This is a genomic window from Mucilaginibacter litoreus (assembly GCF_042676805.1).
Classification (GTDB): domain Bacteria; phylum Bacteroidota; class Bacteroidia; order Sphingobacteriales; family Sphingobacteriaceae; genus Mucilaginibacter; species Mucilaginibacter litoreus.
The window spans coordinates 215963-228982 of record NZ_JBHTHZ010000014.1; the positions used below are offsets into that span (position 1 = coordinate 215963).

General features: G+C 41.3%; 13 protein-coding genes. 8 read left to right on the forward strand and 5 right to left on the reverse strand.

All coding sequences use genetic code 11. The annotated features are described in order from the left end of the window. Positions 1 to 70 precede the first annotated feature (70 nt). The 4 genes from ACFQZX_RS16645 to ACFQZX_RS16660 all read left to right on the forward strand — a co-directional run bounded on the left by ACFQZX_RS16645 (position 71) and on the right by ACFQZX_RS16660 (position 3927). Positions 71 to 2332, forward strand: coding sequence for a transglycosylase domain-containing protein (locus ACFQZX_RS16645; protein ID WP_377117483.1), 2262 nt, complete (start codon positions 71 to 73; stop codon positions 2330 to 2332). Between the two features lie 8 nt (positions 2333 to 2340). Then, complete coding sequence (locus tag ACFQZX_RS16650) at positions 2341 to 2730, forward strand: hypothetical protein (RefSeq protein ID WP_377117485.1); 390 nt, start codon at positions 2341 to 2343, stop codon at positions 2728 to 2730. 91 nt (positions 2731 to 2821) lie between these two features. Then, entirely contained in the window at positions 2822 to 3451 is a 630-nt protein-coding gene (locus ACFQZX_RS16655; protein ID WP_377117487.1) for an NAD(P)H-dependent oxidoreductase, read from the forward strand. Between the two features lie 110 nt (positions 3452 to 3561). Next, the gene (locus ACFQZX_RS16660) at positions 3562 to 3927 is read left to right on the forward strand and encodes a response regulator (RefSeq protein ID WP_377117488.1); all 366 of its coding nucleotides are present in this window, start codon (positions 3562 to 3564) and stop codon (positions 3925 to 3927) included. Between the two features lie 74 nt (positions 3928 to 4001). Here ACFQZX_RS16660 and ACFQZX_RS16665 read toward each other — a convergent pair whose 3' ends face one another. Continuing rightward, positions 4002 to 4871: an OmpA/MotB family protein gene (locus ACFQZX_RS16665; protein ID WP_377117490.1), complete on the reverse strand. Its 870-nt coding sequence runs from the start codon at positions 4869 to 4871 to the stop codon at positions 4002 to 4004. 335 nt (positions 4872 to 5206) lie between these two features. On the opposite strand from ACFQZX_RS16665, the gene ACFQZX_RS16670 reads away from it, so the two are divergent. The 4 genes from ACFQZX_RS16670 (at position 5207) to ACFQZX_RS16685 (ending at position 8676) form a co-directional block, all read left to right on the forward strand. After that, entirely contained in the window at positions 5207 to 6304 is a 1098-nt protein-coding gene (locus ACFQZX_RS16670) for a Nif3-like dinuclear metal center hexameric protein (RefSeq protein ID WP_377117492.1), read from the forward strand. Further along, the gene (locus ACFQZX_RS16675; protein WP_377117494.1) at positions 6304 to 7047 is read left to right on the forward strand and encodes a zinc ribbon domain-containing protein; all 744 of its coding nucleotides are present in this window, start codon (positions 6304 to 6306) and stop codon (positions 7045 to 7047) included. Before ACFQZX_RS16670 ends, ACFQZX_RS16675 begins: the two co-directional genes overlap by 1 nt. Before the next feature lie 104 nt (positions 7048 to 7151). Then, entirely contained in the window at positions 7152 to 8168 is a 1017-nt protein-coding gene (locus ACFQZX_RS16680) for a Gfo/Idh/MocA family oxidoreductase (RefSeq protein WP_377117496.1), read from the forward strand. A gap of 10 nt (positions 8169 to 8178) precedes the next feature. Further along, positions 8179 to 8676, forward strand: a complete 498-nt coding sequence (locus tag ACFQZX_RS16685) for a TlpA family protein disulfide reductase (RefSeq protein ID WP_377117498.1) — start codon at positions 8179 to 8181, stop codon at positions 8674 to 8676. A gap of 76 nt (positions 8677 to 8752) precedes the next feature. Here ACFQZX_RS16685 and ACFQZX_RS16690 read toward each other — a convergent pair whose 3' ends face one another. The 4 genes from ACFQZX_RS16690 to ACFQZX_RS16705 all read right to left on the reverse strand — a co-directional run bounded on the left by ACFQZX_RS16690 (position 8753) and on the right by ACFQZX_RS16705 (position 12875). Continuing rightward, positions 8753 to 9541, reverse strand: a complete 789-nt coding sequence (locus ACFQZX_RS16690; protein ID WP_377117500.1) for a succinate dehydrogenase/fumarate reductase iron-sulfur subunit — start codon at positions 9539 to 9541, stop codon at positions 8753 to 8755. A 64-nt stretch (positions 9542 to 9605) separates the two neighbouring features. Next, positions 9606 to 9959, reverse strand: a complete 354-nt coding sequence (locus ACFQZX_RS16695) for a four helix bundle protein (RefSeq protein ID WP_377117502.1) — start codon at positions 9957 to 9959, stop codon at positions 9606 to 9608. Positions 9960 to 10017: 58 nt separating this feature from the next. After that, positions 10018 to 11952, reverse strand: a complete 1935-nt coding sequence (locus ACFQZX_RS16700) for a fumarate reductase/succinate dehydrogenase flavoprotein subunit (protein WP_377117504.1) — start codon at positions 11950 to 11952, stop codon at positions 10018 to 10020. Positions 11953 to 12089: 137 nt separating this feature from the next. After that, entirely contained in the window at positions 12090 to 12875 is a 786-nt protein-coding gene (locus ACFQZX_RS16705; RefSeq protein ID WP_377117506.1) for a succinate dehydrogenase cytochrome b subunit, read from the reverse strand. Positions 12876 to 13020: the final 145 nt, after the last annotated feature.

The window sequence follows — 13020 nt, forward strand, 5'->3', positions numbered from 1 at the left end:
AAAAACAATTTACAGATTGCAACCGTTTGCTGCTCGTTATATTTAGTTAGTTTTGATGCAAAATTTGCCTATGCGCCGAATACACATAAACCCCAAATATGCCCGCATTGCTGTTATATCGGCCATAATTATATTTGTGATGATATTGATAGGCGGTTATGTTGCCTATTCTAAACGTGCAGACCTCTTGCAAAAAGCAATAAGCAAAGCTAAGGCAAAAGCTAAAAGCGAATATAATTTAGATGTAAAAATAGGTTCAGCACAATTTACAGGGGCTTCAACGGTTGCGTTTTCCAATATAAGTGTTGTTCCTTATCAACGTGATAGCCTCTTTTCTGTCAAAACATTTACAGTAAGCGTAAAAATATTGCCATTAATATTTGGCAATATAAAGTTTAGCGACGTTGTGCTGGATGACGGGCATTTAAACCTTACAAGTGTTAAAGGCGTTAAAAATTTTGATTTTTTATTCAAAAAAAAGAAAGACACTACCAATACCGGCCATAAGATTGATCTATCCGATGTTTCAAATAAACTGATCAACGAGGTTTTATACAAAATACCCGATAACCTCTCGCTCCGTAATTTTTTGGTGAGTTTTAGAGATGATAGCACCCGCATGAAAATGCTGGCAACAAAAGCACTGATAAACGATGGCAAGCTAACATCAACCATCAAAGTAAACGATGGTGAATCTACATGGCATATTGACGGAAAGATGATTCCGTCTGATAAGGATATCGATGTAAAACTTTATGCAGAGGGAAAGAAAGTTGAACTGCCTATCATCGAAAAAAAATTCAAGCTCAAACTAAATTTTGATACCATTACAACCCGGCTCACCAATGTTAGCCACAGCAGCGGCGAAACCAGGATCAAAGGTTACTGGTCTGTTCGCAATCTGTTGCTTAACCATCCGGGGCTGTCCACAACTAACATTATCGTACCTAATGGCGCAATTGACGCTAATTTTGTAGTAGGAGAAAACTTTGTTTCGCTGGATAGCTCATCAGTTATTCATCTGAAAAAGCTAACCGCTAACCCATTTATTAAATACACGCTTAACCCGGTCAAAATATATGAAGTTAAAATAAAGACTGGCTGGCAAAATGGGCAGGATTTTTTTGATTCATTCCCTACAGGTATGTTCCAATCACTGGAAGGTATGAAGGTCAAAGGTAAACTTAATTATAGCCTTAATATGTTTCTTAACTGGGCGCATATCGATGATATGGTGTTTAACTCCAGCCTTCAGAAAAGCAACGATTTTAAGATACTGCAATATGGCAAAGCCGATTTAGAAAAGCTTAATAAAACATTTGTATACACACCGTATGAATATGATAAGCCAATGCCCCCGCACATCATTGGCCCCGAAAACCCTGAATTTGTGCGGTTACAAAACATTTCTCCTCATCTAAGAAATGCGGTGATGACTGCTGAAGACCCATCATTTTACACTAACCGCGGATTTGTTGACGAGGCTATCCGTAAATCATTTATAACCGATATTAAGGAAAAGCGATTTGTAAGGGGCGGCAGTACGATATCTATGCAATTAATCAAAAACGCATTTTTAGTCCGTAGTAAAACGCTTTCGCGGAAGATAGAGGAAATAATGATAGTCTGGCTGATAGAAAATAACCAGATAATGAGCAAGAACCGCATGCTTGAAGTGTATTTTAACATTATTGAATGGGGGCGCGGCATATATGGTATTGGCGAGGCCGCAAGGTTTTATTTTGCCAAAGAACCTTCAGAGCTTACGCTTGGCGAAAGTATATTTCTGGCCAGCATTGTACCTAACCCCAAAGCGGGTTTATATGCTTTTCAGCCGGATGGATACCTGAGACGAGGCTTACATGGATATTTTAATCTGATTGGCCGCTTAATGGCCAAAAAAGGCCTTACACAACCAGATAGTAACGCATACGGCTTTTATAACGTGCGCCTGCGCGAAGGGCTGCGCCGCGAGGTTGCCCCTGTGGATACTATTGAAGCAGACAGCCTGCTGCAACAAACCGACGATAACAACATTGGTGTTGGGATAGTGCCTGCAGCAGAAGAGCCTAAACACCTTAACTTTTTTCAGCGTTTATTTGGCAAAAAAGATACTGCACAGGCTAACCTTGAAAAAAGGATAGAAGAAACCAATGATGCGATAAAAGAACGCCTGAAAAAAGAAATTGAAAAGGTTAAAGCCGATTATAAATACCGCATAGACAACATTGACACAGCGGGCAAAACAAAAAAAGACATCAAGGCGGAAAAGAAGCGACTAAAAGAAGAGGGTAAACAAAAGGAAAAGGAGCTAAAAAATCGGATGCCCTGATTAAATAAATGAAACAAACGTTTGAGATTGCCTTGCCAAAAGGCTTTACAACGCCAGATAACGCTGATGAGATAGCAAACCTTATCATTACGCTGTTTACCCCTGATAGCATCGCATATCCCGCCATACTATCAGCTTTGCAATATGAAAACAAACCCTGGTTCGGCCCGTCTTTAATAAGCAATTTACAGGTTGATGTAATTAAATTCGATACTAATGGTTTAACTGGCAGGATAAAGCTGCTATATGATATCCAGGTAACCTTTGGCTGCGAAGATTATACAAAAGACCATGTAGGTCAGCATTCCTATTATAACTTTAAAATAGAGCCATCTAAAGAACTTATTTATTTTGATGGAGAGGACATTGAACAACTATCCACTGCTGACGAATTTTGATTCTTACTTAAACCTGATACTATAGTTACCTTCACATGACTGTATTAAATGTTGCAACATATAAATTTGCGCATATATTTAATTCAAAGTCATGACTTTAGTAGATAAGTTAAACTGGCGGTATGCCACTAAGAAATTCGATAGCACAAAAAAAATCGATACAGACAAACTTCATTATATATTGAACGCTGTGCAACTTGCCCCATCCTCAATTGGCTTGCAGCATTATAGGGTAATAGTGGTTGAAAATGCAGAAGTAAGGGCGCAACTTAAAGAAGCAGCCTACGGCCAATCGCAAATTACAGACTCTTCTCAGTTAATCGTTTTTGCGGCAGAAACTAACATTAATGAAGAATTTGGCAAAAAGTATATAGACAATGTAGCTGCAGTACGCGGCGTTCCACGTGAAACACTTGCTGGATTTGAAAGTATGGTATTAGGGGCAATTAATGGACGCACTCCTGAACAGTTAACTGTATGGGCGCAAAAACAAGCTTACATTGCTTTGGGAATATTGGTAAGTGCAGCAGCCGAACAAGATGTAGATATTTGCCCAATGGAAGGCTTTGATGCCGAAAAATTTAACGAAATTCTTGGGCTTACAAAACAGGGCTTAACCGCAACTGTAATTGCTGCAATAGGCTACCGTGCAGAGGATGACCCTTATAGTAAGCTTGTGAAAGTACGAAGACCAAAAGAAGAATTATTTATCCATATTTGATATCCGTATCTTAAACTGTAGTGGAGCGGCATTGTCTGCTCCTTTTATTTTGAAGTTTGTTAATTCGGCACACGCTTTGTAATGTAGCTGTAAGAGAGGGATATACAGCCATGACAAAGAAGATATTGATAGTTGACGACAACGAGCTGATAGTAGAGGTAATGAGTTATATACTTATCAACTGCGGGTACGATGTTCTTTCGCTGTATAACGGAGAGCATGTTATTGAAGAAGTTAAACATAATCATCCTGACCTTTTGATCATGGATGCCCGTATGCCGGGAATGGACGGGCGGGATATTTGCCAGATCTTAAAACTGGACAAAGAAACCAAAAGCCTTCCTGTAATCATTTGCTCATCAGAAGAAAATCTTAAAGACGCGCTTAACCAAAATGGAGCCCCGGATGATATTCTGCAAAAGCCATTTGATATGACAGCACTGATTAACAAGGTACAGACGCAGCTGGCTGCGTAATCATGGTTTTAATGCTAATAATTAAAAAAAAACGGCAGCCTTTTCGGCTGCCGTTTTACATAAATAAATTTTGCTTACTGTTTGGGTTGCGTTTCATTAGGAGCCTTACCAATCAGGTCCATAAACTGATCAAGCTTAGGCGTAATAATAATTTGTGTCCTTCTGTTTTTTGCTTTTCCAGCAGCTGTACTATTATCGGCAATAGGGTTATACTCTCCCCGCCCTCCTGCAGTTAAACGTTTGGGATCAACCTGATAGTTATTCTGCAGAGCCTGCACTACTGATGATGCCCTTAAGGCACTTAAATCCCAGTTATTCCGGATATTTTTTTGTGAAATTGGCACATTATCAGTATTACCCTCTATCAGTACATCGTAATTGTTGTAATCTTTAATGATCTTGGCTATCTTGCTAAGGGTAGAACCGGCCTTGTCTGATATTTCATAACTACCTGATTTATAAAGCATTTTATCAGATAATGAAATATATACAACACCTTTTAATACCTGTACATCCACATCAGACATCTCCTGCTGACTTAAAGATCTGGTTAGGTTATTGGTAAGGACCATGTTAAGCGAGTCGCTTTTATTTTTAGCATTCACCAGTTCCTGTATGTAACGGTTCGACCGGTTTATTTCATCAACAAGCTTAGAGATATTAACGTTACCCTGCCCGCTTGATGTTAAACATTTATCTAAGGCAGATTGCAGCTGTTTATTATTCGCCCTTTCAGATGCCAGCTGATCATCAAGGCTTTTAATGCGGTCTGACGCTACAGCATAATTACGCTCGTTTAATAAATAACGGCCTCTTAATTCGCGTGTGTTACTGTCAAGTTTGTTATAATCTGCTTGTAATTGTTTGTATTTTTTGTTACTAACACAACTGGTGCCAGCAACAGCTATAATACACAGTATCGGTATAAGTAGTCTGACTTTCATTATTTTAATAAATTATGGTTTAAAAATTTACTAACATTCCTTTAACTAAATTCGAGCCAAAAAGTTTTCACGCCCTTAATTCCTACTGTTAACATGTGTTAAGCCCATATCTCATGGACCTCATTTTTAGTCACAGGCTACTGTTATATCGGTTATTAATTATGCACATTTCCAGACGCGTAAGTGTTCACGAACCCACATGAACACGTATGAACACACGTGAACATTTGATTATCAGGCAAATAATAAAAACAATATTCCTTTCAAACGCGATATAATCCTGTAGTCAATCTAAATTTATTTCCGAACATGCTCCCTCCTTGTTACCTTAGTGTATGAAACTTTCCCAGCTTACAGTTTACCTCGAAAGTATTGCTCCTCTATCTTACCAGGAAGACTATGACAATGCAGGCTTAATTGTTGGCCACGCAGATAAAGAAGTATTCCAGGCAATGGTGTCTTTAGACTGTACAGAAGCTGTTGTTGACGAAGCCATTGCTACCGCCTGCGACGTAATAATTTCACACCACCCCATTGTTTTTAAAGGCCTTAAGAAGTTTAACGGAAAAACTTATGTAGAAAGGGTTGTTGAAAAAGCCATCCGGAATGATATAGCTTTATACGCTATACATACCAACCTTGATAGCATTATGACGGGCGTGAATGCCAGGATATGTGAAACACTCGGACTGCTGAACACACGCATACTGGCGCCTAAACAAAACCTGCTAAAAAAACTGGTTACCTATGTCCCCGAGGCACAGGCAGAGCAGGTACGTAAAGCATTGTTTCATGCAGGTGCAGGCCATATAGGCAATTATAGCGAGTGTAGCTTTAATGCGGAAGGTATAGGTACATTTAAAGGCGGGGAAGGCTCTGATCCGTATGTGGGGGAACCCGGTGTCAGGCATCATGAAGATGAGGTACGTATAGAAACCATTTACCCGGCGCAATTAGAAAGTAAGATCATTATGGCGTTGGTACTGGCCCATCCGTACGAAGAAGTAGCTTATGATCTGTATAATCTTACCAATCAGCACCAGGAGGTAGGCAGCGGTATGATAGGTGAGCTTGAAGCCCCCATGGAAGAAGCCGACTTTTTAGCAGAGGTTAAAGCAAGTATGGATTGTGCGGTGATCCGCCACACGGCATTTACAGGGCGGGCAGTAAAAAAAGTTGCGGTATGCGGCGGCTCCGGAGGCTTTTTACTGAAGCATGCCATAGCGGCCGGTGCGGACGTTTTTATAACTGCCGATTATAAATATCATGAGTTTTTTGATGCCGAAGGAAAGATAGTAATTGCCGACATCGGACATTTTGAAAGTGAGCAATTTACGCAGCAATTATTGTACGAAATTATTCAAAAAAAATTTGTTAACTTTGCCATCCGTTTAACAAAAGTGAATACAAACCCCGTCAAATATTTTATTTAATGGAACAAACCATAGAACAAAAGCTTAAAGCTTTATACGAACTGCAAACCGTCCACACCAAGATTGACAGGATACGCCAGGTAAGAGGTGAGCTGCCTATGGAGGTTGCTGATTTGGAGGATGATGTAGCCGGTTTGGAAACCCGCATCCAAAAAATTAAAAATGAGCTTGACGATCTGGAAGATGAAATTGTAACCCGCAAAAACCTGATAAAAGAAGCCCAGGCTAACATAAAAAAATACGAGGCGCAGCTTAACGATGTAAAAAACAATCGTGAGTATGATGCGATTTCTAAAGAAATTGAGATACAAGGCCTTGATATACAGGTAAGCGAAAAGAAGATTCGCGAGTATGGGTACGAGATCAACTCTAAAACCGCTATTTTTGAAAAAGCCCAGGCTGATCTTGACGCACGCCGTGCTGATCTCGAAGCTAAAAAAGAAGAGCTTGGTACAATTACAGCAGAAACTGAAAAAGAAGAAACTGAATTAACGGCACAGGCAGAAAAAGCGCAGCAAAATATTGAAGAACGTTTGCTGGTTGCTTACAGCCGTTTGCGTAAAAACGCTAAAAATGGTTTGGCAGTAGTTACCATCCAGCGCGATTCATGTTCTGGCTGTTTTAACCAAATTCCGCCTCAGCGCCAGTCTGATATCCGTCAGCGTAAAAAAATCATCGTGTGCGAGCATTGTGGCCGCATATTGGTTGACGAGCAAATGGCACTTGAGGAAGAGAACGCATAAGCTGAAACCAACCTCATAAACTTATATTTAAAGGCGTGTTTATCACGCCTTTTTTATTGCACATATTTTTCGGTTATCTGGGTTATTGTAATAAATTTACCACCATGGCAGCACCAATTGTTACCGGTATAATGGCTTATGGCATGTCTGGCAGGATATTCCATGCTCCGTTTGTTCATACCAATCCAAATTTTACCTTAAAAGCTATTGTAGAGCGGCATCAAAAAAAAGCCAATCAAATCTATCCTTACGTATCCAGTTATGACTCAATTGAGCAGTTACTGGCCGATAAGGAGATTGAACTGGTTATTGTAAACACACCAAGCAACCTGCATTTTGAGCACGCCATACAGGCCTTAAACGCAGGTAAACATGTACTGCTTGAAAAACCGGCAGCTGCTACTACCGAAGAGGTTAAGGAGCTGTTTGCAACCTCCAGAAAAGCAGGAAAACATCTGATGGTTTATCAGAACCGGCGTTATGATAGTGGTTTTTTAGCCACTAAGCAGGTTATTGAAAGCGGCCGCCTGGGCAAGTTAATAGAGGTAACCTTCCGGATGGACCGCTATAAATCGGCCATTGGCGTTAAAGCCTTTAAAGAGACCAAAGGCGTACCCGCCGGAGGTTTGGTTTACGATTTAGGAGCCCATTTGATTGATAACACCATCGCATTATTTGGCAAACCTCTATCATTTTATAAAACTACCGGCATTTACAGGGACGGATCTGAGGTGCCTGACTATTTTCACTATCATTTGTTTTATCCTAATCAACTGAACGTTTATCTAACATCTGGCCTGCAGATAGCGGGCGAAACGCCTGGGTTTTGGATAAATGGCACTTTAGGTAGCTTCATTAAAAACAGGGCAGATGTGCAGGAAGCGCAGTTAGATAAAGGCATGATGCCCAACAACCCGGAATATGGTATTGAGCCCCCAGACAATGAAGGACAGTTGACCATTGTAAACCCCGACAACCAAAAATGCGTTGAACAGGTGGCCTCGTGCCGGGGAGATTATAATCAAATTTTTGAGTCTGTTTATCATACAGTGCGCCAAAATGCGTTATTCCCCGTAACAGAGGAACACATTGCCTGGCAAATTGAATTGCTGCAGGCTTAAATAACTACTCATGAAACTAAAAGAAATGAAAAAGATAACGTTTCTATTATTATTAATCATTGCCGGCTTTAGTTGTACACGTGCACAGAATATACCGCCGGTAATTGCACCCTACAAAATATTAACCACTAATGACGTATATGTTACGCCGGCAGATCTGCCTAAAAATACGCCTGTAATGCTGATATACTTCGCGCCGGATTGCCCCCATTGTCAAAAGCTTATCAGAGACCTTAAGCCTTCAATGAACAAGCTCAAAAACATCCAGGTAGTGATGATAACCTTTACCGACATCCGGATGGTTAAAACATTTGAAAACGATTATGGCCTTAAGCCTTACAAGAACTTCACATTAGGCACAGAAGGGTATACATACAAGGTACAGCGCTATTATCAGCTTAAACACACTCCTTACATTGCCATTTATGACCATAGCGGCAAGCTGGTGGAAGCTTTTGATAAAGAGCCTTCTGTTGACGATATATTAGGCGCCGTTAAGAAAGCGTAAATCCCTATTCTCAAATATGTAAAAGCCCGGTTGTATAATACAGCCGGGCTTTGTTTATTGTGAGTTAATTTAATGCTTATTCGCCGCCGGTATGATCATGTATATGCTCTTCGCGGAATAATTTCGCGCTGAAGAAATCATTATTCATACGGCTGATGTTGGTAAGCGTAATTTCTTTAGGGCACTCTGCCTCGCAGGCGCCGGTATTTGTACAGTTGCCAAAACCTTCTTTATCCATTTGCTTAACCATGGCCTGTACACGGCTCCAGCGTTCCGGCTGGCCTTGCGGTAACAAACCAAGCTGAGTGATCTTAGCAGATGTAAATAACATTGCCGAAGCATTTTTACATGCAGCAACACATGCACCGCAACCAATGCAAGTAGCAGAGTTAAAAGCCTCGTCTGCTACCACCTTGGGTATAGGGGTTGAGTTGGCATCCGGCACACCGCCGGTATTAACTGATATGTAACCACCGGCCTGTTGTATACGGTCAAACGCAGAGCGGTCTGTAGCCAAATCCTTAACTATCGGGAAGGCAGCTGAGCGCCATGGCTCAATAGTAATGGTTTCGCCATCGCTAAAGCTGCGCATGTGTAACTGGCAGGTTGTAATAGCACGTTTTGGCCCATGCGGACGGCCGTTAATATATAGAGAGCACATACCGCAGATACCTTCGCGGCAGTCATGGTCAAAATGGATCGGGTCTTCTTTCTGCTTAATAAGGCTTTCGTTAACCACATCAAGCATTTCCAGGAAAGACATATCTGGTGATATGCTTTCTGCTTTGTAAGTCACAAACTTACCCGGAGTTTGCGCATTTTTTTGCCGCCATACTTTCAGCGTCAGGTTCATATTTCCGCTCATAATATTGAGATTTGAGATATGAGATGTGAGATTTGAGACAAGCTCTCTTCTTTCACTCAGTCTTTTATTTATTCAATTTTAGTTGGAACGCATAATTCATTTTCTGCAATTCCTCAATCTTCTTTAATAAATCGTTCAAAGTATCGTCCATTAACAACTGTAGCTTGTTAGAGATGACCAACTGTGTTTGTACCTCATACGATGATCCATTAGCAATCCCTAAAAAGTTACAAAATTCCTTATTTGAATTTCGTCCCGCTCCTTCCGCAATATTTGACGGAATTGAAACAGCTGCACGCCTTAACTGACTGGTTAAACCAAACCGCTCATCAACAGGAAATCTTGATGTCGCTTGATATACATCTGTAGCAAGATCAATTGCTTTATTCCAAATTTTAAGCTCTGTAAGGTTATGCATTTGTATTTGATTTACGACAGATCTGTTATCTCACATCTCATGTCTAAAATCTCACATCTTATTTATAACTACGTTGTGTTAACTTAACATTTTCAAATACCAGCTCCTCTTTGTGCAATTCTTCGGGCTGATTATCACCTTTCCATTCCCAGGCTGCAACAAAGGCAAAGTTATCGTCGTCACGAAGCGCTTCCCCTTCTTCTGTTTGCGATTCCACACGGAAGTGGCCACCACATGATTCTCTCCGCATCAGCGCATCAGTAACCATCAGTTCGCCAAGTTCTATAAAGTCGGCTACACGGCCTGCACGTTCAAGGGCTAAATTGAACTCCTCGTTTTCGCCGGTTACAATGGCATTTTTCCAGAAATCCGCTTTAAGCTCCTGTATCAGTCCTTTCGCTTTGATCAGCCCTTCTTCTGTACGGGCCATGCCGCAGTACTCCCACATAATGTGTCCAAGCTCGCGGTGATATTCAACAACCGTTTTTGTGCCTTTAAGAGATAACAGTTTATTAACGTAGGCAACAACATCTTGCTTTGTCTGTTCAAATGCCGGATGACTCTTATCAACCGGTTTTGGGCCAATGGTAGCGAGGTAGTCGCCCAGGGTATAAGGAATAACGAAATAACCGTCAGACAAGCCCTGCATCAGCGCAGAAGCGCCTAAGCGGTTAGCACCATGGTCACTGAAGTTACACTCGCCCAAAGCATATAACCCAGGAACATTGGTGCTCAGGTTATAATCTACCCAAAGGCCACCCATTGTATAATGTACAGCCGGGTAAATACGCATTGGTTGCTTATACGGGTTTTCGTCAGTAATCTGGTAATACATGTCAAACAGGTTACCATATTTGGCCCGAACGGTATCTTCACCTAAACGCTGTATTGCATCAGCAAAGTCAAGGAATACCGCAAAACCAGATGTACCCACACCGCGGCCTTCATCAGCCATTTCTTTAGCGTTGCGCGATGCTACGTCACGTGGTACAAGGTTACCAAACGATGGATACTTTCTTTCCAGGAAGTAATCACGGTCTTCTTCTTTTACCTGCGCCGCGGTAATTTCCTTATTGCGCAGCTTTTTGGCTATTTCAACCGTTTTAGGCGCCCAAACTCTACCATCATTACGTAACGACTCGGACATCAGTGTAAGCTTACTCTGATGATCACCGGTAACCGGTATGCATGTTGGGTGGATTTGTGTGTAGCAAGGGTTGGCAAAGTACGCTCCGCGTTTGTGAGCACGCCATGCTGCCGTAACGTTTGATCCGATCGCGTTTGTTGATAGATAAAATACGTTTCCGTAACCACCTGTGCAAAGTAATACGGCATGGCCAGCATGGGTATCTATTTCGCCGGTTTTCATGTTACGGGTAACAATGCCTTTGGCATGGCCATCAATCATAACCACATCCAGCATTTCGTGGCGGGTGTACATTTTAACCTTGCCTAAGTGTATCTGGCGGTTAAGCGCGGAGTAAGCGCCTAAAAGGAGCTGCTGTCCTGTCTGGCCACGGGCGTAAAAGGTACGTGATACCTGCGCACCACCAAACGAACGGTTATCTAACAAACCGCCGTACTCGCGGGCAAAAGGTACGCCCTGCGCCACGCATTGGTCAATAATATTAACAGATACTTCGGCCAAGCGGTGTACGTTAGCTTCGCGGGCGCGATAGTCGCCCCCCTTAATGGTATCGTAAAACAAACGATAAACACTATCGCCGTCGTTTTGATAGTTCTTTGCAGCATTTATACCACCCTGCGCAGCAATAGAGTGCGCACGGCGAGGGCTGTCCTGAAAGCAAAAAGCGGTTACGTTATAACCCAGTTCGGCCAATGAAGCCGCCGCTGATGCGCCTGCCAAACCGGTACCTACAACTATAATGTTATATTTACGCTTGTTGGCCGGGTTTACCAGCTTTAAGTTAAATTTATGCTTGCTCCATTTTTCGGCTAATGGGCCTTGCGGAATTTTAGCATCTAAACTCATTTGTTTTTATTTAGAGAGGACAAGAATCAGGAGACAAGAATCAAGAGTTAAGATTGATTAGTGCTTCCTATTTTTATCCTTTTTGTTTCTATTCAGTTTAAAGTAAGTCCTGGTTCTTGATTCTTATATCTTGAAATCTATTTCCCCAAACTCTGTATATAATAAACAATTGGCATTAAGGCAAAACCTACGGGTATGATAACGGCGAACAGCCAGGTACCTATAAAGGATACAATGCCGTTATATTTTTTGTGTACCCAACCTAAGGTTTTAAACGCGCTCTGGAAACCATGCAACAAGTGGTATGATACTGCCCACATGGCAATAACATAAAACACTACATACCATAAATGGCTAAAGCTCCATTGAATGCGCGAATGCAGATCTTTAACTCTTACTATCTCCACATCTTTTTCTGTTGAGATTGACCTTTCAAATTCGGGGTTTGGCGGGGTAAAACTGCTAACGGTTGTTTCGCCGGTTAACTGGTTAGTGCGGTACTCCTTAAAACCAAGTATGTTATTGTACTTGTAAGTGAACCAGAAATCGCCCATGTGTATAACGATGAACAACAAGAGGATCGACCCTAAAATACCCATGTTTTTTGATGACCATGATGCCGGCGATTTAGGTTGAACGGCATAGACAACAGGCCTGGACCTGCGATTTTTGATGGTAAGTACCAATGCGTAGATAGAGTGCAGAATTATACAGAAGTATAATATATATGCAACAACCTCTATCGGGGGGAAGTGCGTTAAGAAGTTAGCATAGCTGTTAAAGGCAAAACCGTCGTCATTTTTAAATAGTAACAGGTTACCTCCAAGGTGTACAATCAGGAAGGTACACAAAAACAAGCCTGTTAAAGCCATGATAAGCTTTTTTCCCAGCGAGGAGTTAAAGGTTTGTTTAAATTCACTCATTATTAATAGATTTATTTTTTCGCAAAAGTATTTATTAAAAGCCAAAAGATATAAATGGTTTCAGCTTAAAACAGACTTAATACCTATTTAGAAACAATCTAATTTGCGTCATTAAAAAGTAAGCCTCAGCCAGTTGTTAACACAA